At 65.0% G+C, this 26,858-nt stretch carries 25 protein-coding genes; 22 read left to right on the top strand and 3 right to left on the bottom strand.

The genetic code is table 11. The features are described 5' to 3' along the window. Nucleotides 1–2: 2 nt before the first annotated feature. Both rlmD and GAU_RS22605 read left to right on the top strand, forming a co-directional pair. Complete coding sequence (rlmD, locus tag GAU_RS09125; protein WP_012683270.1) at nucleotides 3–1,409, top strand: 23S rRNA (uracil(1939)-C(5))-methyltransferase RlmD; 1,407 nt, start codon at nucleotides 3–5, stop codon at nucleotides 1,407–1,409. Beyond that, a complete protein-coding gene (locus tag GAU_RS22605; protein ID WP_012683269.1) occupies nucleotides 1,406–1,918 on the top strand; it encodes an acetyl-CoA carboxylase biotin carboxyl carrier protein subunit in 513 nt (170 codons plus the stop codon). The genes rlmD and GAU_RS22605 overlap by 4 nt, the downstream gene beginning before the upstream one ends. A 104-nt stretch (nucleotides 1,919–2,022) precedes the next feature. Here GAU_RS22605 and mscL read toward each other — a convergent pair whose 3' ends face one another. Further along, nucleotides 2,023–2,379 carry a large conductance mechanosensitive channel protein MscL gene (gene mscL / locus GAU_RS09115; protein WP_012683268.1) on the bottom strand — a complete coding sequence of 119 codons (357 nt, stop codon included), beginning with the start codon at nucleotides 2,377–2,379 and terminating at the stop codon, nucleotides 2,023–2,025. A gap of 421 nt (nucleotides 2,380–2,800) precedes the next feature. On the opposite strand from mscL, the gene rplM reads away from it, so the two are divergent. The 11 genes from rplM to GAU_RS09060 all read left to right on the top strand — a co-directional run bounded on the left by rplM (nucleotide 2,801) and on the right by GAU_RS09060 (nucleotide 11,731). Further along, nucleotides 2,801–3,250, top strand: coding sequence for a 50S ribosomal protein L13 (rplM, locus tag GAU_RS09110; RefSeq protein WP_012683267.1), 450 nt, complete (start codon nucleotides 2,801–2,803; stop codon nucleotides 3,248–3,250). Then, on the top strand, nucleotides 3,250–3,639 hold the full coding sequence (gene rpsI / locus GAU_RS09105) for a 30S ribosomal protein S9 (protein ID WP_012683266.1): 390 nt from the start codon (nucleotides 3,250–3,252) through the stop codon (nucleotides 3,637–3,639). The genes rplM and rpsI overlap by 1 nt, the downstream gene beginning before the upstream one ends. Nucleotides 3,640–3,786: 147 nt before the next feature. After that, nucleotides 3,787–4,749 (top strand): 30S ribosomal protein S2, encoded by a 963-nt coding sequence (gene rpsB, locus GAU_RS09100; protein WP_012683265.1) that lies wholly within the window; start codon nucleotides 3,787–3,789, stop codon nucleotides 4,747–4,749. A 180-nt stretch (nucleotides 4,750–4,929) separates the two neighbouring features. Continuing rightward, entirely contained in the window at nucleotides 4,930–5,817 is an 888-nt protein-coding gene (tsf, locus tag GAU_RS09095; RefSeq protein ID WP_012683264.1) for a translation elongation factor Ts, read from the top strand. A gap of 5 nt (nucleotides 5,818–5,822) precedes the next feature. After that, nucleotides 5,823–6,560, top strand: a complete 738-nt coding sequence (pyrH, locus tag GAU_RS09090; protein WP_012683263.1) for a UMP kinase — start codon at nucleotides 5,823–5,825, stop codon at nucleotides 6,558–6,560. A 7-nt stretch (nucleotides 6,561–6,567) separates the two neighbouring features. Then, complete coding sequence (gene frr / locus GAU_RS09085; RefSeq protein WP_012683262.1) at nucleotides 6,568–7,122, top strand: ribosome recycling factor; 555 nt, start codon at nucleotides 6,568–6,570, stop codon at nucleotides 7,120–7,122. A gap of 51 nt (nucleotides 7,123–7,173) precedes the next feature. Continuing rightward, complete coding sequence (locus GAU_RS09080; protein WP_052574336.1) at nucleotides 7,174–7,923, top strand: isoprenyl transferase; 750 nt, start codon at nucleotides 7,174–7,176, stop codon at nucleotides 7,921–7,923. Between the two features lie 55 nt (nucleotides 7,924–7,978). Continuing rightward, complete coding sequence (locus GAU_RS09075; protein WP_012683260.1) at nucleotides 7,979–8,845, top strand: phosphatidate cytidylyltransferase; 867 nt, start codon at nucleotides 7,979–7,981, stop codon at nucleotides 8,843–8,845. An 83-nt stretch (nucleotides 8,846–8,928) separates the two neighbouring features. After that, nucleotides 8,929–10,071, top strand: coding sequence for a 1-deoxy-D-xylulose-5-phosphate reductoisomerase (gene dxr, locus GAU_RS09070; RefSeq protein ID WP_041266314.1), 1,143 nt, complete (start codon nucleotides 8,929–8,931; stop codon nucleotides 10,069–10,071). Nucleotides 10,072–10,076: 5 nt separating this feature from the next. Beyond that, complete coding sequence (gene rseP, locus GAU_RS09065; protein ID WP_012683258.1) at nucleotides 10,077–11,270, top strand: RIP metalloprotease RseP; 1,194 nt, start codon at nucleotides 10,077–10,079, stop codon at nucleotides 11,268–11,270. Further along, nucleotides 11,267–11,731 carry a hypothetical protein gene (locus GAU_RS09060; protein ID WP_041265403.1) on the top strand — a complete coding sequence of 155 codons (465 nt, stop codon included), beginning with the start codon at nucleotides 11,267–11,269 and terminating at the stop codon, nucleotides 11,729–11,731. The genes rseP and GAU_RS09060 overlap by 4 nt, the downstream gene beginning before the upstream one ends. A 55-nt stretch (nucleotides 11,732–11,786) precedes the next feature. Here the strand turns inward: GAU_RS09060 and GAU_RS20725 are convergent, their stop codons facing one another. Both GAU_RS20725 and GAU_RS20720 read right to left on the bottom strand, forming a co-directional pair. Continuing rightward, nucleotides 11,787–14,021 (bottom strand): sigma-54-dependent Fis family transcriptional regulator, encoded by a 2,235-nt coding sequence (locus GAU_RS20725; protein ID WP_012683256.1) that lies wholly within the window; start codon nucleotides 14,019–14,021, stop codon nucleotides 11,787–11,789. A 131-nt stretch (nucleotides 14,022–14,152) separates the two neighbouring features. After that, nucleotides 14,153–15,757, bottom strand: coding sequence for a serine/threonine-protein kinase (locus GAU_RS20720; RefSeq protein WP_012683255.1), 1,605 nt, complete (start codon nucleotides 15,755–15,757; stop codon nucleotides 14,153–14,155). A gap of 111 nt (nucleotides 15,758–15,868) precedes the next feature. Here GAU_RS20720 and rpsO point away from each other — a divergent pair, with 111 nt between their 5' ends. From rpsO to rodA, 9 genes are all read left to right on the top strand, one after another. Continuing rightward, nucleotides 15,869–16,129, top strand: coding sequence for a 30S ribosomal protein S15 (gene rpsO, locus GAU_RS09045; RefSeq protein ID WP_012683254.1), 261 nt, complete (start codon nucleotides 15,869–15,871; stop codon nucleotides 16,127–16,129). A gap of 81 nt (nucleotides 16,130–16,210) precedes the next feature. Continuing rightward, nucleotides 16,211–18,409 (top strand): polyribonucleotide nucleotidyltransferase, encoded by a 2,199-nt coding sequence (locus tag GAU_RS09040; RefSeq protein ID WP_012683253.1) that lies wholly within the window; start codon nucleotides 16,211–16,213, stop codon nucleotides 18,407–18,409. Further along, nucleotides 18,333–19,673 (top strand): M16 family metallopeptidase, encoded by a 1,341-nt coding sequence (locus GAU_RS09035; RefSeq protein WP_169307642.1) that lies wholly within the window; start codon nucleotides 18,333–18,335, stop codon nucleotides 19,671–19,673. Before GAU_RS09040 ends, GAU_RS09035 begins: the two co-directional genes overlap by 77 nt. A 41-nt stretch (nucleotides 19,674–19,714) precedes the next feature. After that, nucleotides 19,715–20,830, top strand: a complete 1,116-nt coding sequence (gene ald, locus GAU_RS09030) for an alanine dehydrogenase (protein ID WP_012683251.1) — start codon at nucleotides 19,715–19,717, stop codon at nucleotides 20,828–20,830. Between the two features lie 204 nt (nucleotides 20,831–21,034). Next, nucleotides 21,035–22,072 (top strand): rod shape-determining protein, encoded by a 1,038-nt coding sequence (locus GAU_RS09025; RefSeq protein WP_012683250.1) that lies wholly within the window; start codon nucleotides 21,035–21,037, stop codon nucleotides 22,070–22,072. A 15-nt stretch (nucleotides 22,073–22,087) separates the two neighbouring features. Beyond that, the gene (mreC, locus tag GAU_RS09020; RefSeq protein WP_012683249.1) at nucleotides 22,088–23,233 is read left to right on the top strand and encodes a rod shape-determining protein MreC; all 1,146 of its coding nucleotides are present in this window, start codon (nucleotides 22,088–22,090) and stop codon (nucleotides 23,231–23,233) included. Beyond that, complete coding sequence (mreD, locus tag GAU_RS09015; RefSeq protein WP_012683248.1) at nucleotides 23,230–23,742, top strand: rod shape-determining protein MreD; 513 nt, start codon at nucleotides 23,230–23,232, stop codon at nucleotides 23,740–23,742. Before mreC ends, mreD begins: the two co-directional genes overlap by 4 nt. A gap of 10 nt (nucleotides 23,743–23,752) precedes the next feature. Then, the gene (gene mrdA / locus GAU_RS09010) at nucleotides 23,753–25,513 is read left to right on the top strand and encodes a penicillin-binding protein 2 (protein WP_012683247.1); all 1,761 of its coding nucleotides are present in this window, start codon (nucleotides 23,753–23,755) and stop codon (nucleotides 25,511–25,513) included. Nucleotides 25,514–25,526: 13 nt separating this feature from the next. Continuing rightward, a complete protein-coding gene (gene rodA, locus GAU_RS09005) occupies nucleotides 25,527–26,792 on the top strand; it encodes a rod shape-determining protein RodA (protein ID WP_012683246.1) in 1,266 nt (421 codons plus the stop codon). Nucleotides 26,793–26,858 lie beyond the last annotated feature (66 nt).

Below are 26,858 nucleotides of genomic sequence, written 5' to 3'. Positions count from 1 at the left end.
CGGTGCGTCGTCGCCCCGGTCGCCAGGACCATCATCGAGAGCATCAGCGGGGGCGTCGCGAGCGCGCGGCGCTTCCCGAGCACACCGCCGTGCTCACCATCGACAGCTTCGCTGCCGGCGGTGAGGGCGTGGGGCGTGTGGATGGGATGGCGGTGTTTGTGCCTCGCACGGCGCCCGGCGATGTGGCCCAGGTCGCGTATACTCGGCATGCGCGTCATGGACGCGGACGTGTGCTGCAGTTGCTCGAGCGCTCGGCGCACCGGGTGGATGCCCGATGCGGGCACTACGAAACGGATCGGTGCGGCGCCTGTCAGTTGCAGCACGTCAATGCCGACACGCAGCGTCAGGCTCGCCAGCAGATGGTGCAGGAGACGCTGCGGCGTGTCGGTCGGCGCGAGGTGGCACTCCCGCCCATCACGTCCGACCTGGAGTGGCATTACCGGGGACGCCTCACGCTCGTTTTGCTACGACGCAGTGGCGGATGGATCGGCGGACTCCATCCACACGACGACGCCCGTCGGGTGTTTGCCCTGCAACAGTGCGAGATCGCGCATCCCCTGCTGGTCGAGACATGGCATGCCCTCCGAGCCGTGCTGACGGATCGTTCGCTGACCATGCCGGACGCGGACTCCCTGCGGCTCGGACTTCGGCTGGATACCGACGCCACCCTGGTTGCCGACGCGGACCTCAAGGTGACGGTGGTACTGCAGGGTGGCACGCAGTGGCCGGATCGCGAGCGGTGGAGCGCCGCCGTCCTGCGACGAGTGCCTCAGGTGCGCGCCGTGTGGTGGGAAGCGGAAGACGGCACCCGCGATGCGGCGCTGCAGGAGGGCGATGCCCCGGAAGCCAGCGAAGCGCTGGCCTTCGCGCAGGTGAATGCGCGGGTGGCCGATGCCCTGCGGGAGCATGTGTATGCCGCCGTCACCCAGTTCGCCCCACAACGCGTGGTGGATGGCTATTCCGGCACCGGCCTTCTGACCGAGCGCCTGGCGCGTGCGGGTCGAGAGGTGATCGCCGTGGAAGCCGATGCCATGGGTGCGCGCCGGACCGAGGAGCGATTGCGCGCTGCCGGCGAGGCCGTGGCTGGTCGTGCGCAGGTGGTGTGTGATTTGATGGAGCGGGCGATTCCGGGCCTTGCCACCGACGTGCAGGCACCCGACGTGGTGGTTCTGAATCCCCCGCGGCGCGGTGTGGACGCGCGCGTGACGGCCTGGCTGGAAGATGAGATCATGCGTCCGGCACGGGGCGTGGTCTATGTGAGTTGTGACCCTGCGACCCTGGCGCGCGATCTGTCGCGCATGCCGTCGTGGGACATCGTTTCTGTACACTGTTTCGACATGTTTCCGCAGACCGCACACGTAGAGACCGTGTGTGTGTTGCAGCGATCGCAGGGGCGGGAGGCCGCGTGAAGTACATCGTGGATGTGAACGGCGAACGAATCACCGTGGAGCTCGACGGAGCGCACGCAGTCGTCAACGGGGAGCGCGTCGACGTGGCGCTCACGCCTATCGCGGGGACGCCGGTGCGGCTCGTCCGGTTGGGCGAGCAGGTGCATCGGGTGGTGGCCCGCCGGGGCAGTGAGCGTGGCCGCTGGGTGCTCGATGTGGATGGCGCCCGGGTGGAAGCCGAGGCCCTCGATGAGCGCATGCGGGCGATTCGGGATCTGACGGCAGCGTCGGCGGCGGCGAGTGGGCCGGCCCCGGTGACCGCCCCGATGCCCGGGCTGGTGGTGCGCATCGCCGTGGCGGTGGGTGACACCGTGAGCGCCGGGCAGGGGCTCGTGATGATCGAGGCGATGAAAATGGAGAACGAGCTCCGGGCCACCACGGCCGGCGTCGTCACCGGTATCCGGGTCGCACCCGGTCAGGCGGTGGAGAAGGGCGCGATTCTGGTGGATCTGGGGCCGCTGCCGGAATAGGCGGTCGGCCAGCGGCGGAGGCCAGCGGCGTAAGGCCGTGGCCAGAGGCCGCGGCGTGGGCCTGCCCGGATGTCCTGAGGGGACGATCCGGGCGGGCGGTCAGGTCAGACCTTGGCCGGCGGCGCCGTACGGCGCATGCGGTTCACGCCCTTGATCACCATGAAGAGGGTGAACGCCACGATGAGGAAGGTCAGGATCTGGTTGATGAACTGACCGTAGGCAATGGCCGCCACACCAGCCTTTTTGGCCTCTTCGAGGGTGGTGAAGGGGCCACCGCTCAGGGCAATGAAGCGATTCGAGAAGTCGATACCGCCCGTGGCCACGCCGACGACCGGCATGATGATGTCGGTGACCAGGCTGTCGACGATTTTCTGAAACGCGCCACCAATGACCACACCAACGGCCAGGTCGAGGACGCTGCCCTTCATGGCGAATTCCTTGAACTCCGACATCATCGACATCGCTGATCGCTCCTGAGAGGGGGGCTACGGCACGTCCGGCTGGTGGCCGGAGAGGGACGGATGGGGCCGTGCCGTAGGGCCTAAGTATTGGGCGGGTGGGGGGCGTCGCGAAAGGCGCGGCGGGGGAAATTCCGTACCAAGTGCGGTGCGGACCGCATGGCTCCGGCACACGACTCAAGCCCTGTATTGACAGCCACTTCAGGTCTGAGTAAGCTAAGGGTCTGTCCCGTTTTCCGCGGGAGCATTTTGTCGTGGCTTTGTGTAGTTTGGGAGCGATGCGGTTTTGCATCCCGTTCAAAGTCAGTTTTCATAAGTCTGTCGGAGATCCGGCGCATGTCGGCGATCTCCATCAGTCCCATCACTGTACCTCGCAAGCGCGTAGCCCGCGTTTAGGCGGGTTACCAGCACGGATCACGTTAGCATGAAGACCTACAGCGCGACCCCGAAGGATATCGACCGTCGGTGGTACGTCGTCGACGCGGAAGGAATGGTCCTGGGCCGGCTCGCGTCAGAAGTGGCGAAGATCATCCGCGGCAAGCACAAGCCCATGTACACGCCCCACATGGACACGGGTGACTTCGTCATCGTGATCAATGCGTCGAAGGTACAGGTCACGGGACGCAAGGCGGAGCAGAAGACGTATTTCAGCCACACCGGCTACATGGGCCATGAGAAGCACACGCCCTTTGCGTCGGTACTGGCCAAGCACCCGGAGCGGGTGATCGAGAAGGCGGTCTACGGCATGCTGCCGAAGACGGCACTCGGACGTCAGGTGCTCCGTCGCAAGCTGCGCGTATTCGCGGGTGCGGAACATCCGCACATCGCGCAGAGCCCGGCTGCCCTCACCTTCTCCTCGGCCGAGGCCAAGTAATGTCGGAGCAGATTCAGTCCGTTGGTCGTCGCAAGGAAGCGGTGTGCCGTTTGTACCTCACGCCGGGCTCCGGCAAGTGGTTGGTGAACGGTCGCACGCTCGGTGACTACTTCCCGCGTCCGACGCTCGTGTCGGCCATCCAGCAGCCGTTCACGCTGACCGACACGCTCGGCCGTTTCGACGTGAAGGCCACGATCGACGGTGGTGGTGTGTCGGGTCAGGCCGGTGCGGTGCGCCTCGCGGTGGCCCGTGCACTGGTGCAGGTCGACGAGACCAATCGCAAGAAGCTTCGTGAGTTCGGCCTGCTCACGCGCGATGCGCGTGAGGTCGAGCGTAAGAAGCCGGGCCGCGCTGGCGCCCGTAAGCGCTTCCAGTTCTCGAAGCGCTAAAAACTGGATGGCCGGCACTACGGTGCCGGCCACACCATCCAGCTATCTCACACGTGGTCCGAGTCGGTGGCGGGTGCCAATCCCTTTGGGATGGTCGCGACGGACGTTGACGATCACGGACGAATTCAAACCTCACGTACCATCATCATGTCGACTCCGTCACTCGAGCAGTTGCTCGCCGCGGGCGTTCACTTCGGGCACCAGACCCGTCGTTGGAACCCGAAAATGCGCCGCTTCATTTTTGCCGAGCGCAATGGCATTCACATCATCGACCTCCAGAAGACCCTCCGTCAGATCGAACTGGCGCAGAAGCTGGTCCGTGAGGTCGTCCTGCGTGGCGAAAACGTGCTGTTCGTCTGCACGAAGCGCCAGCTCGCCGCCATCGTGCGTAACGAAGCCGAACGCTGTGGCGCGATGTTCGTCACCGAGCGTTGGCTCGGCGGCATGCTGACGAACTACCAGACCGTCAAGAAGCAGGTCAAGAAGCTCAAGGAGCTCGAAGCCGGCAGCGAAGAAGGCGGCGGCTTCACGAACTACACGAAGAAAGAACAGCTCCTCATGAGCCGCCAGCGCGACAAGCTGAGCAAGTACCTGTCGGGCATCAAGTCGATGCACCGCCTGCCGGGGCTGCTGTTCATCATCGACTCCAAGAAGGAACGCATCGCCGTCTCCGAAGCGAACAAGCTCGGTGTGCCGATTGTCGCCATCGTGGATACGAACGCCGATCCCGACCTGATCACGGTGCCCATCGCCGGTAACGACGATGCCATCCGTTCGGTCGAGCTCATCGCGAAGGTGGTGGCCGACACGATCGACGAAGCGCGCCGCGAAGCACCCGTGCGCGCCGTCGAAGAAGAGCAGGAGAGCTACACGTTCAGCAGCGATCGTGGCACCGAGCCCGCCGGTCGTGGTGACCGTGGCGGCCGCGGCGGCGACAATCGTGGTGGTGACAACCGTGGTGGCGGCAACAGCGGTGGTGGTGATGACCGCAGCGGTGGCCGTCGTCCGCGCCGTCGCCGGGCCAAGCCGGAAGCGATCGCTGCACGTCTCAAGCCCGGCTCCGACAGCCCGGCCGGCGACGACAGCGCGCCCGCTCCGAGCGCGGAATAACGCAGACGGTTACGTCGTTCCTTCCCAGGGTGCGCCTCATTCGCAGGCGCACCTCAGGATGTTGCAGTACGACGCCGCCGGAGAAACTCCCGGCGGCGTTCGTGTAGTTGGGGTGCAGGCTACCCCCTTCCAGTCAGCAGATCGATCTTTTTAATAGACCCGCTTCAACAGGACGCCACGATGAGCACCCCGATCACGGCCAAGGCCGTCGCTGAACTGCGCCAGCGCACCGGCGCCGGCATGATGGATTGCAAGAAGGCCCTCGAAGAGACCAACGGCGATATGGACGCGGCCGTGGAATACCTTCGCAAGAAGGGCATCGCGAAGGCGGAAAAGCGCTCGGATCGTTCGACCAGCGAAGGCATCGTCGGCGGCGAGATCTTCAACGACGGCACGTCGGGCGCGATCCTCGAAGTGGCGTGTGAAACCGACTTCGTCGCGCGCAATGAAGATTTCGGCAAGGTGGTGGCGTCGCTCGTCGCACACCGTGTGCAGTCGACGGCGGCGGACATCGAAGCGATGCTGCGTGAGCCGATGGCGTCCAGCCCGAGCGAGACGGTGGAAGAGTACGTGAAGGGCGCCTCCGCCCGCACGGGTGAAGCCGTGAACGTCAAGCGCACGGCGCGCTTCGACGCCGGCGCGAACGGCCAGGTGGGCATGTATCGCCACCACAACGGCAAGCTCGCCACCATCGTGCAGATCACGGCCTCGTCGGCCGACGTGGCGTCGCATGAAGCCACGCGCGAACTGCTCAAGTACATCGCTGAACACGTCGCCGCCTCGGCGCCGGTGGCGGTGGACCGCAGTGGCGTGCCGGCCGACAAGATCGACAGCGAACGTCGCATTGCCGAAGAGCAGGCCCGTCAGGCCGGCAAGCCGGATGCGATGATCGAGAAGATCGCCACGGGCAAGGTCGAAGCCTTCCTGAAGGACGTGACGCTGCTGCCCCAGCCCTGGGTCCGTGACCCGGCGCTGACGATCAGCCAGCTCGTGGCCGACTATGCGAAGAAGGCCGGTGGCACCATCACGGTCGACCGTTTCGCGCGCCTGCAGCTCGGCGCCGAGTGAGCGACGTGCTCACGCAAGACGCGGCAGAGGGCAAGCCACTGCGCTTCTCGCGTATCCTGCTCAAGATCTCCGGCGAAGCCCTCGCCGGAGATCGCGGCGTGGGCTTCGATTTCGACCGGATCGGGTTTTTTGCCGATCAGATCGTGGAAGTCGCCCGCATGGGTGTGCAGCTTGGCCTGGTCATCGGCGGCGGCAACATCGTGCGTGGCACCCAGCTTTCCCAGATGGGTATGGATCGAGTGGGCGCCGACTACATGGGCATGCTCGGCACCGTCATCAATGCGATGGCGCTGCAGGACGTGCTCGAGAAGAAGGGGCTCGACACCCGTGTCATGACCGCGATCCGGATGGAAGAGCTGGCGGAACCGTACATTCGTCGACGTGCCTTGCGGCATTTCGAGAAAGGACGCACGGTGATCTTTGCCGCCGGCACGGGCAATCCGTATTTTTCGACCGACACGGCGGCCGTGTTGCGTGCCATCCAGATGAAGGCGGATGTCATCATCAAGGCCACCAGCGTCGACGGGGTGTATTCCGCCGATCCGAAGAAGGACCCGAACGCGACGTTCTACGAAACGATCAGCTACCGTGACGTGATGCTCGAAGAGCTGCGAGTGATGGACCAGACGGCCATCACGCTCAGCAAGGAGAATCAGTTGCCACTGATCGTGCTCAACCTCCACAGCCCCGGAGCCATCGTCCGCGCCGTCCGCGGCGAGCGCGTCGGGACACTGGTTTCGTGAATACGCCATGAGCACAACCGCGCAGATCCTGAAGGACGCCAAGAGCGGCATGGAAAAGGCCATCGAGAACTCCAAGAAGGAGTTTTCGAGCGTGCGTTCCGGCAAGGCGTCCCCGAACATGTTGGACACCATCAAGGTCGAGGCCTACGGCTCGTTCGTGCCGCTCAATCAGGTGGCGTCGATCGCGGCTCCCGAGCCGCGCATCTTGCTGGTCACGCCCTTCGACAAGGGGCAGGCCAAGGTCATCGAAAAGGCCATCCGTGAGTCCGAACTGGGCCTGGATCCCGCCCATCAGGGTGGTGTGATCCGCGTGCCGCTGCCGAGCATGAACGAGCAGCGTCGCAAGGAACTGGTGAAGGTGCTGCACAAGATGGCTGAAGACGGTCGCATCGCTGTGCGTCATGCCCGGACGGATGGCCGCGACAAGCTCAAGAAGCTCGATGGCGTGTCGGAAGACGACAAGAAGCACACGGAGAAGGACCTGCAGAAGGTCCACGATGACTTCATCGGCAAGCTCGACGCCTTGGTGAAGGCGAAGGAAGCCGAATTGATGGAGGTTTGAGTCCGCTCTGCGGACGGATGGTCGATGTGCGCGTCACCGCCCTCACCTGACATGGCTGAATCTTCGTCGGAACTCCTGGCACGCATTCGTGTGCATGGGGCGGTGCCGCGTCACATTGCGATCATCATGGATGGCAATGGACGCTGGGCGCGCGAGCGCCATATGCCGCGGGCCTTCGGGCATCGCTCCGGCATGAAAGCGGTGCGGGAAGTGGTGGAAGGCGCGCTCGAAGCCGGTGTGGAATGGCTCTCGCTCTTTGCCTTCTCACAGGAAAACTGGCAGCGGCCCGAGACGGAGGTCTCAGCGCTGATGTCATTGCTGGAGGAGTACATCGCGCGCGAAGCCGCCGAACTCGCCCAGCAAGGTGTCCGAGTGTACGTGCATGGTGACCTGAGCCGTCTCACGCCAGCCGCCGCCAACGCCGTGCGCCGCGTGATGGAGCAGACGGTCACCGGAAACCGTCTCGGACTCAATCTGTTCATCTCCTACGGCGGGCGGGCAGAGCTGGTCCGCGCCACACGCCAATTGGCCGCCGACGTCGCCGCCGGTCGTCTGACCGCGGACGCGATCACCGAAGACGAGATCAGCGCGCGGTTGTATACCGCCGGATGCCCTGACCCCGATTTGCTGATCAGAACCTCAGGTGAGCAGCGACTGTCCAATTTCCTGCTGTGGCAGGTGGCCTACGCCGAGCTGTTCATCTCGAGCCTGTACTGGCCCGATTTCGATCGCCACGCGTTGTACGGTGCGATCAGTGACTTCCAGCGCCGTGACCGGCGTTTCGGCCGTGTGAGCACGTGACGATGCGCCTGCCTGCACTGCGGGTGGTGGCGCCCCTCCACACAGGTGATTTCGCGTGAACGAACTCGCGCGGCGTGTCATCGTCGCCCTCATTGGTGCACCACTCGCCATTGGCCTGATCTGGATTGGCGATGCGGCGCTCGCCACGTTGCTCAGCGCCATGGCGGCGATCGGTGCCTGGGAGTTCTATCGCATCGCCCGTGAAGGTGGCGGAACGCCCATGGGAGCCATCGGCATCACGCTCTCGGCGCTGATCCCACTCGCCGTCCATGCCCGGTATCTCGGCGTCGCAGACCTGCCGATTGCGGTGATCGTGCCGATGCTGGCCATCGGCCTGCTTGCGGCCAGCATCTGGATGCGTGGTGTACAGGGCAAACCGCTGGAAGCCACTTCGAGCACCTTGTTCGGCGCGCTGTACACCGGCGGTACGCTGAGCTTTGCCTATGCCCTGCGATACCACAACTACGCGGTCGGAGACCTGGCCGGTGCGTTGGTGGTGATCGTGCCCGTTGTGCTCACGTGGGCCAGTGATACCGGCGCCTATTTCAGCGGACGACTGATTGGCGGCCGGAAGCTCATGCCCTCGGTCAGTCCCGGCAAAACCATTGCAGGTGCGATTGGTGCCGTCGTCACCACGGTGGTCGTGGCGTACGCCCTGATGCAGTGGTTGCTGGTGCCGCACGCCCAGCTCGCGTTCACCACCCTCGGGGTCGTGACATTTGGTGTGCTGATCAGCGTGACGGCCCAGATCGGTGATCTGGCTGAGTCACTGCTCAAGCGGGAAGCGGGCGTGAAGGACAGCGGCACGCTGTTTCCTGGTCACGGTGGCGTGCTCGATCGACTCGATTCGCTGTTTTTTGTGCTGCCCACGGCCTACGTGCTGTATGACTGGCTGTTGATTCCCGCGCCAGGACTGCGATGATCGCCACCGAGAACGTGATCGCGAGCGCAAACGCCGAGACTCCTGCGCACGCGCCCACACGATCTCTCACCGACATGTCGTCTATGATCACGCCACCTGTTGGCGTGGCGTTGCTGGGAGCCACGGGTTCGGTCGGCACCAGTGCGCTTCGGGTGCTGGAGCGTCATCGCGAACGTTTTGTGCCCGTGGCGTTGACCGCGCACAGCAATCAGGACGCACTGCAAGAGCAAGTCGCACAATTTTCGCCCGCGTACGTGGGCCTGGTGGCCCCGCCAACGGACGAACTCCCCGAAGACTGGGGGAAGGGCAGGTCGTGCCTCGTCGAAGCCGCTACGCGCCCCGATGTGCAGATCGTGATCAATGCGGTGGTGGGCGCCGCTGGGCTCGAGGCCACGCTCGCGGCGCTGACCGCCGGGAAGCGGGTGGCATTGGCCAACAAGGAAACACTGGTCATGGCCGGGCAGATCGTGACCGACACCGCGCGCCGTCATGGCGGAGCGCTCGTGCCGGTGGACAGTGAACACTCCGCGATCCTGCAATGCCTGGCCGGCCGAGAACCCTCCGACGTGCGACGGTTGATCATTACCGCATCGGGAGGTCCGTTTCGCACCTGGAATTCCGAGCGCATTGCGCAGGCCACCGTGTCGGACGCCCTGCGGCATCCGACGTGGCAGATGGGCAGCAAGATCACCATCGACAGTGCCACGCTGGCCAACAAGGCGCTCGAGGTGATCGAAGCCCATCACCTGTTCGGCATCCCGTACGATCGTATCGACGTGGTGGTGCACCCACAGAGCATCGTGCACTCGCTGGTGGAGTTCGTCGATGGTAGTGTGTTGGCGCAGATGGGTGTTCCCTCCATGGAGCTCCCCATCCTGTACGCGCTGACCTGGCCGGAACGGCTGCCGGACGCCGGCGTACCACCGTTCGATCTGGTTGGGCTCGGTTCACTCACGTTCGAAGCGGTACGTCACGACGATTTCCCGATGCTGGCATTGGGGATTGCCGCTGGGCGCCAGGGTGGCGCGGCGCCGGCAGTCTTCAATGCTGCCAACGAGGTGGCCGTGGCACATTTTCTTGACGGGCGTCTGCCATTCGCAGGTATCGTGCAGTGTGTATCGGCCGCGGTCGATGCACTCGGCACCATGCCGGGGGATACGCTCGATGCGCTGCTCGCGGCTGACGCGGCAGCGCGTGACTACGTCAATGCCAAGGTGGGGTCCTGACAACGATGGCGTCACTGTCCGTTTATATCGCTCCATTGCTCGTGTTCGGGCTCGTGGTGTTTGTGCACGAGCTGGGGCATTTCATGGCGGCCAAGATCACCGGCGTCTATGCGCCCGTGTTTTCGCTGGGATGGGGTCGTCGGTTCTTCGGCTGGAAGCGCGGCGAAACCGACTATCGGGTCTCGATCTTCCCGATCGGCGGCTATGTGCGCATGGCCTCCCGTGACGATGAAGCACTCGCCGGTATCGAAGGTGCGTCTGCCGAGCGTGGATCGCTCGATGGGGGAGTCGCGTCACAACGTCCCCCCGAGGTGCCGGAGGCCTTGTGGGATCCGGCCGGCATGGCGCCGTTTGGTCCGAAGGCCGTGCCCGCCGATCGATGGGTGGAGAGCAAGTCCACCAGCGCGCGGGTGTTCATCCTCGCGGCCGGCGTGATCATGAACATCCTGCTCACGATCGTGGTGTCGAGCGGGATCTACTATCGCTACGGCAATCCGTACCTGCCGGCAGTGATCGATTCCGTCGTGCCCGGTGCCCCGGCCGCATTGGCGGGGCTGCAATCGGGTGATCGCATCACCGCGATCAACGGCGAACAGGTGCGCAGTTGGGATCAGGTCCTCGACCGGGTGTCGCCGATCACCTCCGGCTCGGTATCGCTGGATGTGCTGCGTGGTGCCGACACGTTGCGCCGCGAGATCACGCCGCAGATTGCCGAATCGACCGACCCGGTGACGGGGGCGCCGCGCAAGGTGGGGCGTGTGGGCATCATGGTCCGTGATTCCGTGGTGCGAGAACCCGTGGCGCTGGGCGCCGCTCTCACATCGGGCACCCGTGCCACCTGGACCATGGCCCGCAATGTCGTGCAGGTGCTGGGCGGGCTCATGTCGGGAGAAGTGTCGGCGAAAAATCTGGGTGGGCCAATCCAGATTGCCCGCACGTCGGTGCAAGCGGCGCGCAATGGCGCGGAGACGCTGTGGTCGCTGATCGCGTTCCTCAGCCTCAACATCGCCATTTTGAACCTCGTGCCCATCCCCGTGCTCGATGGTGGGCAGATCCTCATGGTGCTCGCCGAACGGGTGAAGGGCAGTGAATTCAGCATGCGCACGCGTGAGGCGGTGGCGCGTGTTGGAGTGTTGGCGGTGCTGGCGCTCATTCTGCTGGTGACATTCAACGACGTGCGCTCCTTCTTCACCCGATGAGCCGTATGTCGACGAATGGCCTGTCGATCCGCGGTGTCACGCTCCGCGGCCTCGCACTGGCGGCGGTGGTCGTGGGCTGTGGCCGGGGTCGCGTGGAATCCACGCCGAGCCAGGCGCCCATGGCGCGCATTCCCCGCAATGCGCCACGCTTTGAAATCGACAGCGTCACCGACAGCACCGCGCTCTTCCGCGTGGAAGAAGCGCGGTGGCTGCAGCCGGGCCTCTCGGGCTACGCCGTGGATCCACGGCAGCGTGATGCCCTCGTGGCGCGCGTGCGCGTGGTGTCCTCCGACGGCGCACGCGCCACCGTGCAGGTGACCTCGCAGGTGTCCCTGGTGAAACGCGATCATGTGCTGCTGATCGTGGAGCCCGCACGCCCCTGGTGGCGGCGCCCCACGTTCTGGTCAGGCGCCGGGTTGGGTGCCCTGCTGGGCGCCGGCACGGCCGTCGTGGCCCGCTAACGCCTCATAGCAGCGACACCAGCAGAAGCACCTGGCGCGCCCGTACGCCACGACGTCAGGCCGTGTCTCGCACCCCACGCCCGGGGGCGAGTCCGATGCGTTGCAGTCGACGGTAGAGCGTACTGCGCGTCACCCCGATCGCCTTCGCGGCGTCGCGCATGGTGGCATGTGACGCAATGAGCGACGCGTACCGCGTGCGCAACTGCTCACGCAGCGCGTCGCCGGCTGGCAGGTCCGCCACCAGATCGTCGATGGCGGTCGTCGTCTGAAACCCGACCTCGAAGTGTTTCGCCGGCGCCCGCGCGGCCACATCACGTAGCGCCGCCGGCAGCAGATCCTCGGTGATCATAGCCGTTTCGGACAAGGCGGCCACACGCTTCACGAGATTCTCGAGCTCGCGGACATTGCCGGGCCAGCGGTAGTGCTCGAAGGCATGCAGCACCGCCGGTGAAAATTCCTGGGCCAGTGTGCCGCTCACGGTGCCCAGAAAGTGGCGCGCCAGCAGGACCGCATCGCCGGTGCGTGCCCGCAGGGGTGGCAACGAATGCGTGAGCACATTGAGCCGGTGATACAGATCGTCGCGCAACTGCCCGCTGGCAATTGCACTCGCGATGTCGCGGTTGGTGGCGGCGATGATCCGCACGTCCACATGCCGACCGGATGTTGCCCCCAGTCGCGTGATCTCCCCTTCCTGCAACACCCGCAACAGGGCCGCCTGTGCAGCGGGCGGCAGCTCACCGATTTCGTCGAGGAACAGCGTGCCGCCATCGGCCGCTTCGAACTTGCCGATCGCTCCATCACGACGGGCGCCCGAGAACGCACCGGCGACATGGCCGAACAGTTCGCTTTCCACGAGTTCCCGAGGGAGCGCGGCGCAGTTCACGGCCACAAACGGCGCATGGGCCCGCGGACTGGCCGCATGGATGCCTTGTGCGATGACTTCTTTGCCGGTGCCCGATTCACCGAGCAGCAACACCGGCAGATCGGTACGGGCGCAGGCCCGGGCGAAACGCCGCACTTCCTCGAGCACGGGGGCAGCGCCTCGTAGTGCATCGAGAGTGTACCGCACCATGTGTGTGCCAGCAGGTCGCGGCGAACCCGCACGCGAGGGCGAGCGGGAAGATGAGCGGGCGATGGTGTCACGACCAGGATCGCTCACCCCTGTCACGGCACCTCGCTGGACCGCGCCATCACTCCCACGCGCCGGAGCTGTCGTGGCAGTACTCACCGCCGTGCGCGCACCGGCATGACCAGGCACGGTGGTGTGCACGCGCGCATCGCGCGCCCCCGAAGTCAGTGGCAGCACCACACAGGCCCCAATGGGCGTGCGACCATCGTGCATGGCATGCACCGCGGCGGTGGCGCCCAGCATCGGGTGCGAGGCATCGCGAATGATGGTGTGGGAGGGAGCCTGCCAGTTGGCTCCGGCCGTGTGTCCGTCATTGGTGCTCATGGCCCGCAGCACATCGGTGGCTTCGTGCCCCGAGGCCTGCAGGCGACGTACGATGCGTTCGGCCGCGGTCGATGACGCAATGATCTCACCGGCCCGATCAACGACAAGAATCGCATCGGTGGGATAACGCCCCACCAGTGACCCGAACTGACGCAGCAGGGTGACCCGACGCTCCGCCTCCCGCGCGGCCAGACGTTGCTCGAGCGCCACGGCAATGGCGGTGGCCAACGACAGCGTGTGCGGGTGCGCCTTCTCGCGGAACCCCGAGAGATCGAGCACCCCGAGCACATCCTGCGTCAGCGGGTCGCGGATCGGCGCCGCGGCGCAGTGCCATCCCTGCCATCGCTCGCAGAAATGCTCGGCGCCCACGATGTGCACGGCGCGCGCCAGCGCCAACGCGGTACCAGGACCATTGGTGCCCACCGCGTCCTCGCTCCACAACGCCCCAGGACGGAAGTTGATATCCGCCAACCCATCCAGCGCTCGGGGATCGCCGGTGGCCACCAACATGCGCGCGCGGTCGTCGAACAGCGCCAGGATGTGACCATCGAGCACGGAACCACTCGCGTGCGCACGGACGGCCAGTTCGGCATGGGGGAGCCAGTCGACCTGCTCGCGCAGTTCGGCGAGCGACGCGTCGTCGAGCTGCATGGGCGCCCGCGGCAACGTGGGCAGGATGCCGCGGTGCAGGGAACGCTCCCACGACGCTTTCACCGCGGTGCGCACCTGCGGCTCGCGACGGAGCGTTCCCGCACCATCACGCACCACGCGCTCCCACGCATCACTCAGCGAACGCTGATCACGCGCCTCGACCGGCAACAGCTCCTGCACCCGCATGGCCACCCCTCCTGGTCGCAGTCTGCTACCCAGGAAGCATCGGAGGGGGTCCCGGACGTCGCAAGAGACGCGACACCTGTCGCACCCCCTAACTCACCGATGCCGCGTCGCGGAATCGGTGTCCGGATCGCTCAGGAGCAGATGAGAGATCGGGAGATCGCGGCGTCTCCGGACACCCGGGTCACCTGTACGGTGTCCTGAAAGGTGCTGCACCCCCTTGCGGAGATACGCAGCAGGTATCGCCCCTGGGGCAGGGTCATGGCCGCCGCGCTGTCAGCACGCAACTCGCGCATCCGGCCACCATCGAGTGGGGTGAAGGACACCCGCGCATCCCGGGGCTTGACCACATACCGCACCACGGCGCAATCGCGGACGGCGAGTTCGACGTCCGCCTGCTGGCCGGCCCGCAGCCCCGTTAGCACGGTGTCGAACATGGCTGTCTCACAGTTCACCGAGGCGTGAGGCAGTACCGCCCGCACTTCGACACGCTGAACCACCGGATGCTCTCCGGTCCAATGACCGAATCCGACCAGCTTGTTGTCGACATAGAGTTCTGCCGAATCGGGTGCCGTCAGTTCGATGCGAGCCAGTGCCGGGCCAGGTCTCGTGGGCCGCCTGATCACCGGAGCGCCTGTCGCGGCGCTGGTGGTGGGCGGCGCGACGGTCGGCGTGGCCCCAGAATCCACGCGCACGGGTGTGGACGCACTGGTATCGCCGGGTACCCGTGTGGTGTCGGGGCGGACATCAGGAGTCACCGGAGCACCGTCCCAGGGGTGCCGCACGCCCCAGACGCCGCCGAGCACGATCACGGCCGCCGCCCCCACCCACCACCAGCGGCGGATGGTGGTCGGTGGCCGGAACGCCTCGATGGTGTGCGACCCGATCCGGCGCGCTCCCGCACTGCGCTCGGGCGCGTTGGGCAAGGCCGCGAGCGCGTCGACCACCTGCAGGGCGTTCGGGAAGCGCTCTTCCGGCGTTTTGGCCAGCAGCCGCATCACCACCTGCTCGAACTCCGGCGTGAGCTCGGGGACGATCGACCGCATCGACGGGGGCGTGTCTTCGATGTGCTGCCGAGCCACGGCGTACCAGTCATCCCCGTCGAAGGGGATCTGTCCGGTGGCGGTGCGATAGAGGGTGATGCCGAGGGCGTAGAGGTCGCTGCGCCCGTCGAGTTCCTGGCCCCGGGCCTGTTCGGGGCTGAAATAGTGCGGCGTGCCGAGCACCTGATTGGTGGCGCTCATCGAGTTCGACGCGGTGAGGGCGCGGGCCAGGCCAAAATCGGCCACGACCGCCTCACCCTCGCTGTCGATCAGGATGTTGTCCGGCTTGATATCGCGGTGAATGACCTGACTGGCGTGGGCGACCGACAGCGCCGCCGCAATACCGATCCCCAGGCGCACCACTTCCGGCTCGGGGAGCCGATCCACGAGCGCGAGCCGACGGCCCAGCGTGACCGGATAGAGGTCCATGGCCACGAAGGCCGTGCCATCGATCTGCCCGACGTCGCGGACGGTGACGATATTGGGGTGCCTGAGGCGCGCCGCCGTGGAGGCTTCTCGGCGAAAGCGGCTTTCCGCCGACTCCTGGCCGGCAAATTCCGGGCGCAGGATCTTGAGCGCGACCGGGATCTCGAGATCCTGGTCGACGGCTTCATAGACCCAAGCAAAAGCGCCCGTGCCCAGGAGCCTGGTGACACGGTACTTGCCGAGAGATCGCCCCAGATAACGGTCAGGCACGCGTTGGTCCTTTACAGACGGGGCGGAGTGGAGTAAGGTACCCTGCTACCTGCAGTTGTGCGCAATCGTTGCGTATGACATGCGCTGAGAACGGCTGAGAATACAACGACGATGGCGTTCGACAAGGCTACCACGATCGACAAATTCCGGGCCCACGAAGGGGATACCGGATCGACCCGCGTACAGATCGCGATCCTCACGGAGCGGATCAACTACCTGACGGGTCATTTCCGTACGCATGCGAAGGATCACCACGGCCGCCGTGGTCTCCTCAAGATGGTGGGCAAGCGCCGCCGTCTCCTCGACTATTTGAAGCGTACGGACGTGCAGCAGTATCGCACGCTCGTGCAGGACCTTGGTCTCCGGTACTAAGCCGGATCGCGGCAGGGCATCGCGCGGGAGCAATCATGCTACCCGCGCGATTTGCGTTCTCATGAGGCTAAAAAGCAGATGATGCATAGAATTGAGCGGACCTTCGCGGGACGCCCCCTGGTCATCGAGACCGGTCGGATGGCCAAGCAGGCCGCCGGCTCCGCCGTGGTCCAGTTCGGAGAGACGATGGTCCTTGCCGCCGTGACGGTGAGCGAGAACCAGAGCCCGCTGCCGTTCTTCCCGCTCACGGTCGAGTACAAGGAAAAGACCTACGCCGCCGGCAAGATCCCGGGCGGATTCATCAAGCGCGAAGGGCGCCCGCACGATCACGAGATCCTGGCGGCGCGCATCATCGATCGCTCGATCCGTCCGCTGTTCCCGGAAGGCTTCAAGAACGAAGTGCAGGTGTTCATCTACGTCATCTCCGCCGACCAGGAGAATGACGCGGACGTGCTGGCGCTGGTCGCCGCATCGTTCGCCCTGAACGCCTCCAAGATCCCGTTCCTCGGCCCCATCGCCGGCGTGCGTGTGGGTCGTGTGCAGGGACATTGGGTGCTCAACCCGACCTTCCAGCAGCTCGGCTTCTCCGACCTGGAACTGGTCGTCGCGGGCTCCAAGGACTCCATCGTGATGGTCGAAGGCGGCTCGCTCGAGGTGTCCGAAGAGGACGTGCTCGAGTCGCTGCGCCTCTCACACGACGGCATCCGCGAACTGATCGGCATGCAGGAAGAACTGCTGGCCAAGGTGCGCGTGCCGAAGATGTCCTGGGTGAAGGCCGAAGCGCCGGAAGGCATCACCACGCGCGTGAAGGAACTCGCGTCGGGTCGCATCCGCGAAGCGCTGAACCAGAAGGACAAGCACACGCGCATCGAAGCGGTCGAGCGCACCAAGAAGGAATTGGCCGAAGGACTGCTCGTCGAGTTCCCGGACAACGCCAAGGATATCGGCAACCTGCTCGGTGACGTCGAATACCACGAGCTGCGCTCGCAGGTGCTCGACACCCAGCTCCGCGTTGACGGCCGCAAGAAGGACGAAGTGCGCGCCATCAGCATCGACACCAGCGTACTGCCGCGTGCCCACGGCTCGGCGCTCTTCACGCGTGGCCAGACGCAGGCGCTCGTCGCCGCGACGCTCGGTACCGCCAAGGACGCGCAGCGCCTCGACTCCATCAAGGAGCCGGGTGAAGTCACGCGCTCGTTCATGCTGCACTACAACTTCCCGCCGTTCTCCACCGGTGAAGTGCGTCCGATGCGTGGCACCAGCCGCCGCGAAATCGGCCACGGCAACCTCGCCGAGCGCGCGCTGCAGGGCGTGCTCCCCGACTTCGCCGACTTCCCGTACACGATTCGCATCGTCTCCGACGTGCTCGAGTCGAACGGTTCGTCGTCGATGGCCTCGGTGTGTGGTGGTTCGCTGTCGCTGTTCGACGCCGGTGTGCCGCTCAAGGCCGCCGTGGCTGGTGTCGCCATGGGTCTGATCAAGGAAGGCGAGCGGTATGCCATCCTCACCGACATCCTGGGCACCGAAGACCATCTCGGCGACATGGATTTCAAGGTCGCTGGCACGAAGGATGGCATCACGTCCATCCAGATGGACATCAAGATCGAAGGCCTCGACATCAAGATCATGGAGGAGGCGCTTTCGCAGGCGAAGGCCGGCCGTCTCCACATCCTTGGTGAGATGGACAAGGCGCTCGCGGCGCCGCGTGAAGACCTCTCCAAGTACGCGCCGCGCATCGTGACGGTGCAGATCCCGGTCGACAAGATCGGCGAACTGATCGGACCGAAGGGCAAGAACATCCGCGGCATCCAGGACGAGACGGGCGCCGAGCTCAGCGTCGAGGATGATGGCACGGTCACCATCGCCGCCGTGGGTGGCGACAGCATGGAGCGCGCCAAGCAGATGGTCATGGCCATCACGGCCGAGCCAGTGGTGGGCGAGACGTACGAAGGCACGGTCAAGACGGTGACGGCGTTTGGCGCCTTCGTCGAGATCATGCCTGGCAACGAAGCCCTGCTGCACGTGTCCGAGATGCGCTGGGAGCGCGTCGAGAAGCCGGAAGACGTCGTGAAGAAGGGTGATCGTGTCACGGTGAAGCTGGTCGACCGCGACGAGCGTGGCCGCCTGCGCCTCAGCATGAAGGCGCTGCTGCCGAAGCCGGAAGGCATGCCCGATGAGCCGCCACAAAGCGAACGCCCGCGTCGTGACGACGGGGAGCGCTCGGGTGGCGATCGTGGTGGACGCGGTGGACGGAATGGCGGTGGTCGCGATCGGCGCTGACAAACAGGGCGCTGAGGCGCCCCAGTTGCACCGAACGGACCTGCCCAATGGGCTGACCGTGCTCTCGGAAGCAGTTCCGGGAGCACGGTCGGTTGCTTTTGGGGCGTGGGTGCGTGCAGCCACGCTGCACGAACGCCCGGAGGAAATGGGCGTCTCGCATCTGCTCGAACACATGGTGTTCAAGGGCACGCGCACCCGTTCGGCGCAGGAGATCGCGCTGTCACTCGAGACACTCGGTGGCTCGCTCGATGCGTACACCGAGCGGGAACACACGTCATATCAGGCGCGTGTGCTCGACGAACATCTCGGAGAGGCCGCCTCGGTCATCGGTGAGCTGATCTTCGAACCGCTGCTGAAGCCGGAGGACCTGGCGCTCGAGCGTAAGGTGATCCTCGAGGAAATCAGCATGGTCGAAGACACGCCCGACGACATCATCTTCGACGTGCACAATCGCGCGGTGTGGGGTGATCATCCGCATGGGTATGCCATTCTGGGTACCCGCGACACGGTCAAGTCACTCGACATCCCGCACATCCGTGCGCTGCAGGAGCGGGCCTATCATCCGGGCCGGCTCGTGGTCGCGGCATCGGGGCGCGTGGAGCATGATCAACTGCTCGAGGTCCTCGATCGCGCCGGCTGGTTGACGCGTGCACGTGGCGACATGACGCCGTTCGCGCTCGATCCGGTGGAAGCCGCCGGGCCGCATGCCGAGCATGTGAAGCGCAAGGACATCGCGCAGACCCACATCGTGTTGGGTGGGCAGGGTATCGCACATGGTGACTCGCGTCGGTATGCGTTTGCCCTGATCGACATGCTGCTGGGCGGTGGCATGAGCTCGCGTCTCTTTCAGCGCGTGCGTGAAGAGCTGGGGCTGGCGTACAGCGTGCACACGTTCAGCAGCGCCTTCGCGGATACGGGCGTGCATGGCGTGTATCTGGCCACGGCGCCGGAAAGCGCGCAGGAAGCGCTCGACGCGGTGCGGGAGGTCCTGCGCGAAGTCGCGTCGGAGGGATTGCCTGAGGCCGATATGCTGGCCGGCAAGCGGCAGCTCCGGGGTCAACTGGTGCTCTCGATGGAAGGGGTGTCCTCGAGGATGTACCGGGCGGCCACGACCGCTCTTTATGGCGAACCGTTCCGTTCCGTCGACGAACAGATGGCGCTTGTCGATGCAATCGACGAGGATACAGTGCGGGACGTAGCGCGTGATTTTTTCGATCCCGATCGGCACATTCTTGTCAGCCTTGGCCCGAAGGCCGTACGCTGATGGTTCAGCAATAATCCCCTCCTCTTCATCCTTCCTCGATTATGCGCATCGGCGTACCGAAAGAGATCAAGACGAATGAAAACCGTGTGGCCCTGGTTCCTGCGGGAGCCGAGGCCCTGACGGCTGCAGGGCATGAAGTGTTCATCGAGTCTGGCGCCGGCATCGGCAGCGGCTTCGAGGACGACGATTACCGTGGCGTGGGTGCGCAGATCGTGCCCGATGCGGCCACCGCGTGGGGCAAGGCGGAACTGCTCCTCAAGGTGAAGGAGCCCATCGCGAGCGAGTGGCAGTACCTGCGTTCGGACCTGACGCTGTTCACGTACTTCCACTTCGCCGCCGACGAGCAGCTCACGAAGGCCCATCTTGCCAGCGGCGCCACGTGCATCGCGTACGAGACGGTGGAGCTGCCCAGCCGCGAGCTGCCGTTGCTGACGCCGATGTCGGAAGTGGCGGGTCGCATGGCGGTGCAGGAAGGCGCCAAGTACCTGGAGAAGCTCTACGGCGGCCGTGGTGTGCTGCTGGGTGGCGTGCCGGGTGTGGCGCCGGCCAAGGTGGTCATCCTGGGCGGTGGCGTCGTGGGCGTGAATGCCGCGAAGATGGCCGCTGGTCTGGGAGCGAAGGTGGTGGTGCTGGACCTGTCGCTGGAGCGTCTGCGGTACCTCTCCGACGTGATGGCGGCCAACGTGCAGCTCATTCACTCGAACCGCCACAACATCCTCGAGCAGATCAGCACCTGCGATCTGGTCATCGGTGGTGTGCTGATTCCGGGTGCCAAGGCGCCGAAGCTGGTGCGTCGTGCCGACCTCGCGCGCATGCGCCCGGGTGCGGTCATCGTGGACGTGGCCGTGGATCAGGGCGGCTGCGTGGAAACGATCAAGCCCACCACGCACGAGAACCCCACGTACACGGTGGACGGCATCATCCACTACGGTGTGGCCAACATGCCGGGCGCGGTGCCGCGCACGTCCACCCTGGCCCTGACCAATGCGACGCTGCCGTACACCTTGCAGTTGGCGAACAAGGGCTGGAAGCAGGCGCTCAAGGACAACGGCGCGCTGCTCAAGGGCCTGAACATGTCGGCCGGCAAGGTGACCTATCGTGGTGTGGCGGAGTCGTTCGGCCTCGAAATGACCGACCCGGCCAGCTTCGTCGGCTGATTGCGTCATCGTGGGAAGAGCCGCAGGGTCGACCCGGTGTCGATCCTGCGGCTCGTTCGTTCCGGGCAGTGGCCCTCGTGTGCTAGGTCACGATAACACAATAGCTTGTCTGCTCTCGCGTGCTCCGATACTTTACTGGGAGAGACATTGTCGCACTTCATCAAGGCGTCCTTTCATCGGGGCGCCGCCCCGTGATCCCCCTGGATGTTCTGGCCTTTCAGCAAGTCCAATTCGTTTTTCCCGGCGAACGCCATCGCCGTGGACCTCGGTACAGCGAACACCCTGATCTATGTGAAGGGTGAGGGGATCGTCCTGAACGAGCCATCGGTCGTTGCGCTCGATCGTGAGACGAAGAAGCTCAAGGGCGTGGGACTCGAAGCGAAGCGCATGCTCGGGCGCACCCCTGATGGCATCATGGCCGTACGTCCCATGAAGGACGGCGTTATCGCCGACTTCGACGTGACGGAAAAGATGCTGCGCTATTTCCTCACCCTGGTCATCGACAAACACGTCTTCAAGGTGAAGCCGCGTGTGATCGTGTGTGTGCCCTCAGGCATCACCGAAGTCGAGAAGCGTGCCGTGCGTGACTCCGCACTGGGTGCTGGTGCGAAAGAAGTCTTCATGGTCACCGAACCGATGGCGGCCGCGATCGGTGTGGGGCTCCCCGTGGAATCGCCGACCGGCAACATGGTCATCGACATCGGCGGTGGCACCACGGAAATCGCCGTCATCGCATTGTCGGGCATCGTGAGCGACACGTCCATTCGCACGGGCGGCGACGAGCTCGATATCAGCATCGTGCAGTTCATGCGCAAGAACTACAATCTGCTGATCGGTGAACCCACAGCCGAACAGATCAAGATCCAGATCGGTTCCGCGTATCCGGTGGGCGATGAGCGCGAGATGGAAGTGAAGGGTCGCGATCTCGTGTCGGGCATTCCGAAGACGGTGCGCGTGCACTCGAGCGAAATTCGTGAAGCGGTGCAGGAACCCATTCAGCAGATCGTCGACGCCGTGCGTCGCGCGCTGGAGATCACGCCGCCGGAACTCGCCTCGGACATCGTCGATCGTGGCATCGTGATGACCGGTGGTGGCGCCCTCATTCGTGGTCTCGATGTGTTGCTGTCGCAGGAGACCGGACTGCCGATTCACGTGGATGAGGATCCGCTCACGTGCGTGGTGCGCGGCACGGGCAAGATCCTCGACGACGAAGAGAAGTACTGGTCGGTTCTCACCACCTGATCGCGGGCTGAACGCGTGGCCCGCACGGTGCGTGGAGAAGGGCGGCTCGACACAGTGTTGGTGCTGGTCTGTGTCGCACTGGCGGCACTGGCCATGCTCATGTCGCGCCGCACGCGTGAACAAACCGCGATGTCGATGCGCACCACGGTGCTCGCGCCGTTGGTGGCCCTGGAAGGCCGCGCGGCCGGTGTGCGCGCGGCCGTAGAGTCCCGCGACGCGTTGCTGCAGACACGTGGACGCGCGGTGCGCGACACGATGAATGTGCGCGCCGTGGCCGATGAAAACGCGGTCCTGCGCCGGCTGCTGGGATTGTCGGCTCGTCTGCAGGATGGATTTGTGCCGGCCGAGTTGTTGCCGTCACGCGCGGGCGATGAGTTCACCATCACGCTCACCACCGGCAGCAACACCGGCGTGCAACCATTTCTTCCCGTCGTGACGGCCGATGGACTGGTCGGCATGGTGGAAAGCGTAGACAACGTCACGAGCTTTGCCATCACCTGGGCACATCCAGACTTTCGGGTGAGCGCGATGAGCGTCGATCAGAGCGCTTTCGGGATCGTACAGCCGCATCTCGGTGCAGGCGCGGAACGCTGGTTGCTCGAGATGCGTGGTGTGCCATTCCGTGCGAAGCTCGATTCCGGGACGATCATCGTCAGTTCGGGGCTCGGCGCCACCTATCCCCGGGGCATCCCCGTGGGCACGGTGATCGGGGAGATCGTCACCCCCGAAAAATGGGCGCGCACCTATCTCGTGAAGCCCGCCGTGTTGCCGGAAGCCATTGGTCCGGTGTTGGTGCTGTTGCCGGCGCGGGCGCAGCGTGGCGTGAATGGCGTGTGGACCACCGTGACGGCTGCCGACAGTGCGGCGCGGGCGGTGGCCGCCGCCGGCGATTCGTTGGCTCGCAAGGCCGCGTTGGACGAACTGGCCGCGCGTCGTGCGGCCTTGGATGCGCAACTGGCCGATAGCCTCGCCGCCGCCGATACGATCGGCGGCGGATTGGGCACGCGCCCCGCACCGCGCGTGATGACCAGAGCGGACAGCCTGCGAGCCGACAGCGTGCGCGCACGGCAGCGGGCCGATAGTGTGCGTGCAAAACAACGCGCAGACAGTATCGCCCGTGTCCGTCCTGCCGGTCCGCCGCCCAACGAGGAGCGCGAGTGAGGCCGACCCCGCAATCCAGCCCGGGCATCGCGAGCACGGTTCGCGCGTGGATCGGCTTCGCGCTCCTGATGGCGGCGCACTTCGGTGTGCGCCCGCTCGTGGCAGGGCGCGTCGAGGTGGACTTCGCCCTGATCGCGATCCTGTTTTCTGCCGTGCGCATGCGTCCCGGTCTGGCCGCCATCACGGGCTTCCTGGTGGGCATTTCGCTCGATGCGATGGCGCCGGGGACCTTCGGTTCGCACGCGTTGGCGCTCACGCTCATTGCCTATGGCGCAGCGTGGCTCAAGGCGGTGTTCTTCGCCGATCACGTGGGCCTGACGGGCCTCTTCGTGTTCGCTGGGAAGTGGGTGTTCGATATCGCACTCGCGTTGCTGACCGGTGTATCATCCGGCATCTCGCTGGTGATTGCGCTGCTGGTGTGGTCGCCGCTGTCAGCGGCGTTGACTGCTCTCGTGGCCATGCTGCTGCTGGTGATGTTCCGCCCGCTGTATCGCCCACAGTCGATCTGAGAGGTAGCGCGTGAGCTACCACCCGAATTCGGTGTTGCGCCGCGCCCGCGTGGCGCGCGGCCTGCTGTTCGTTTCGTTCCTCGCGCTGGGCACGGCGTTCTTCCGTGCGCAGGTACTGGACAGCGCGTCGTATGCCCTGCAGGCGGAGAGCAATCGCCTGCGTGAAGTGCCGCTGCCCGGTGCGCGCGGCATCATCTACGACCGCAAAGGCGAGATCATCGCCGAGAACCTGCCCGGATATTCGGTGTCGATCCTCAGTCCCACCGAGGATTCGCTGCGATCGGCATTGCGCACCTTGTCGCAGGTCATCACGATCGACTCGACGCAGCAGGCCTTGGCCCTGCGACGCTATCGCCGCGCTCCCACACGACCCGCCGTGATCTTCAACGATGCGTCGTTCCAGGTCGTGTCGGTGCTCGAAGAGCGGCGTGTGGAGTTCCCGGGCCTGATCATTCAGAGTTCACCCAAGCGTTACTATCCCGATGGTGAGGCCATGGCCGCACTGGTGGGATACACGGGCGAAATCTCGGAAGACGAACTGACGCGCGAACGTTTTGTGGAGTACAAGGCCGGCCAGCAGATCGGCAAGGCCGGCGTGGAGCTGGAATACGAAGAGCAATTGCGTGGTCGGGAAGGGAGTCGCTTCGTGGAAGTGGACGCCCGCAATCGTGTCGTGCGGGACGCCGGCGTACGGGCCGATGTGCAGCCGGAAGCCCCGGCGCCGTTGCGCACCAACATCGATCTCGACCTGCAGAAGTACGCGCACGATTATTTCGGTGATTCGCTGCGCGGCGCCGTGGTGGCCATGGAACCCACCACCGGTGGCGTGCTCGCGTTGTACAGTGCGCCGAGCTACGACATCAATCGATTCATCGGCGGTGTGTCGGGCGCTTTCTATCAGTCGCTGCTCGATGACGAGCACAAGCCACTCGTCAATCGCGCGCTGCAGGGCACCTACCCACCGGCCTCCACCTGGAAACTGGCCACCGCCGCGATTGGTCTGCAGCTCGGCCTGGTCACCATGGACACGCACATGGAACGGCCATGCACCGGTGGCTACTACTATGGCCGCGTGTTCAAGTGCTGGGACAAAAGAGGCCACGGCGACGTGACGCTGGCGCAAGCCATCGCCAAGTCGTGCGACGTGTACTTCTACCAGTTGGGGCTCAAGATCGGTATCACGCGCCTGCTGGCTGGCGGCGTGAAGCTGGGGTTCGGAGAAAAGACCGGCATCGATCTGCCCAACGAGCGCACGCCGACCTGGCCAGAGAATACCGACTACTTCGACCGCAAGTATGGAGCACGCGGGTGGAATCGCTCGGTGGTGCTCAGCTTGTCCATCGGCCAGGCCAACAACGCGCAGACGCCACTCAACATGGCGCGCTTCTATACCGCGCTGGCTACCGATGGCAGCGCCGCCACGCCGCAGATCGTGGCGCGCGAACCCGAGCGGAAACAGATCCTCAACCTGACCGCCGAGCAGTTGGCGGGCATGAAGATGGCGCTGGCCGATGTGGTGTCACGCGGTACCGCCGCCGGCGCCCAGATTCGTGGGCTGACCATTGCCGGCAAGACCGGCACGGCGCAGGTACCGCCGCTGCAGGACTTTGCCTGGTTCGTGGGATATGCGCCGGCGGACGATCCGAAGATCGTGCTCGCCATCGTCATCGAAGAAGGTTTGCACGGTTCGGCGGCGGCACGGGTGGCGACCAAGTTGATGGAACGCTACCTCAAGACGCAGCTCACGATGTCCAGCGTCACCAACGACTGAGGACGAACGCACCATGCCCGTCACCAGCGTGCTGCGCCGACAGAGCATCGATTTTCCGTTGCTGCTGATTGCGCTGCTGCTCACCGCGTTTGGCATCGCCATGGTGTTCTCGGCGGGCCAGATCGACGCCCCCTCCACCATCACGGCAGGGGCGTGGAAGCGACAACTGTCGTGGTTCGGTCTCTGCCTCGCGGCCACCTGGGTGGTGACCCGTGGATCGGTACGCCTCATCGAGTGGAGTGCCTGGCCGCTGTATGCGCTGAGTTGTGCGCTGCTGGTGCTGGTGTTGTTCATCGGTACTGGTGCCGGTACCGCCGCCAGTGTGAAAGGCTGGCTCAGTATCGGTGGCGTGCGCATCGGACAACCGGCCGAACTGGCCAAGCTGGCCACCACGCTGATGCTGGCGCGGGTGCTGGCCGCGCAACGGGAAGTACCACGTTCCCTGATCGATCTCTGGCGACCATTGCTGGTGGTCGGCATTCCGTGGCTGTTGGTCATGAAGCAACCCGACTTGGGCACCGGCATTGTGTTCATCGGCATCTGTTTTGCCATGCTGTTCTGGGCCGGCGTGCAGTGGCAGTTGCTGCTCATGCTGGCCAGCCCCGGCATCAGTCTCGTGCTGGCATTCAGCACCGGCGTCTGGGGCGCGTGGTTTTTGATTCTGGTGGCGCTCGTACTCTGGTACCGCCCATTCCTCGCCGAAGGTGTGGTGGTGGTGGTGGCCAATGTGGTGACCGGCGTGGTGGCTCCGCTGCTCTGGGACAAACTCAAGCCGTACCAACAGAAGCGACTGCTGGTGTTCCTCGACCCCACCATCGACATGCGCGGGTCGGGGTACCATGTCACGCAGAGCAAAGTGGCCATCGGCTCCGGTGGCCTGTTTGGTCAGGGGTTCACGCAGGGCAGTCAGAAGCGTCTGCAGTTTCTCCCGGAGCGACACACCGACTTCATCTTTTCGGTGGTGGGCGAGGAACTCGGATTTCTCGGCGTCAGTATCGCACTGGCCCTTTTTCTGGCGCTCTTTCTCCGCAGCACCCGTGTGGCCTCCCGCGCCAACGATGCGTTCCCCAGCCTGGTGGCGTTCGGTTTTGTGGCCGCATGGTTCGTGCATGTCATGGTCAATGTGGGCATGACGCTCAACCTGATGCCGGTCACGGGCATTCCGCTGCCGTTCTTCAGCTACGGTCCCTCGTTCCTGCTGGTCAGTTGGGTTGCCGTGGCCGTGCTGCTGCGCATCTCGGCGGAAGGGCGGGGACAACCCGACGCGATCGGTCTCTGACGGTCTGCCCACGCGCTGTACAGCGACCCCGTCTGTGCGCAAGATCTAGCCTTCGCCCCGACGCTC

It is taken from the genome of Gemmatimonas aurantiaca T-27 (assembly GCF_000010305.1).
In the GTDB taxonomy this organism is placed as follows: Bacteria; Gemmatimonadota; Gemmatimonadetes; order Gemmatimonadales; family Gemmatimonadaceae; genus Gemmatimonas; species Gemmatimonas aurantiaca.
The sequence above is the reverse complement of the archived record's forward strand: the minus strand, read 5'-3'. Positions and strand labels throughout refer to the sequence as shown.

Coding starts and splice junctions, on each gene's coding strand:
- GAU_RS20725 (WP_012683256.1), bottom strand. CDS start 14,021: ATGCGGGTGCAGGAGCTGTTGCCGGTCGAGGCGCGTGATCAGCGTTCG.
- rpsB (WP_012683265.1), top strand. CDS start 3,787: ATGTCGACTCCGTCACTCGAGCAGTTGCTCGCCGCGGGCGTTCACTTC.
- rseP (WP_012683258.1), top strand. CDS start 10,077: ATGGCGTCACTGTCCGTTTATATCGCTCCATTGCTCGTGTTCGGGCTC.
- dxr (WP_041266314.1), top strand. CDS start 8,929: ATGATCACGCCACCTGTTGGCGTGGCGTTGCTGGGAGCCACGGGTTCG.
- rpsI (WP_012683266.1), top strand. CDS start 3,250: ATGTCGGAGCAGATTCAGTCCGTTGGTCGTCGCAAGGAAGCGGTGTGC.
- rpsO (WP_012683254.1), top strand. CDS start 15,869: ATGGCGTTCGACAAGGCTACCACGATCGACAAATTCCGGGCCCACGAA.
- mscL (WP_012683268.1), bottom strand. CDS start 2,379: ATGTCGATGATGTCGGAGTTCAAGGAATTCGCCATGAAGGGCAGCGTC.
- rplM (WP_012683267.1), top strand. CDS start 2,801: ATGAAGACCTACAGCGCGACCCCGAAGGATATCGACCGTCGGTGGTAC.
- rodA (WP_012683246.1), top strand. CDS start 25,527: ATGCCCGTCACCAGCGTGCTGCGCCGACAGAGCATCGATTTTCCGTTG.
- frr (WP_012683262.1), top strand. CDS start 6,568: ATGAGCACAACCGCGCAGATCCTGAAGGACGCCAAGAGCGGCATGGAA.
- GAU_RS09080 (WP_052574336.1), top strand. CDS start 7,174: ATGGCTGAATCTTCGTCGGAACTCCTGGCACGCATTCGTGTGCATGGG.
- GAU_RS09060 (WP_041265403.1), top strand. CDS start 11,267: ATGAGCCGTATGTCGACGAATGGCCTGTCGATCCGCGGTGTCACGCTC.
- GAU_RS09040 (WP_012683253.1), top strand. CDS start 16,211: ATGCATAGAATTGAGCGGACCTTCGCGGGACGCCCCCTGGTCATCGAG.
- ald (WP_012683251.1), top strand. CDS start 19,715: ATGCGCATCGGCGTACCGAAAGAGATCAAGACGAATGAAAACCGTGTG.
- GAU_RS09025 (WP_012683250.1), top strand. CDS start 21,035: ATGTTCTGGCCTTTCAGCAAGTCCAATTCGTTTTTCCCGGCGAACGCC.
- tsf (WP_012683264.1), top strand. CDS start 4,930: ATGAGCACCCCGATCACGGCCAAGGCCGTCGCTGAACTGCGCCAGCGC.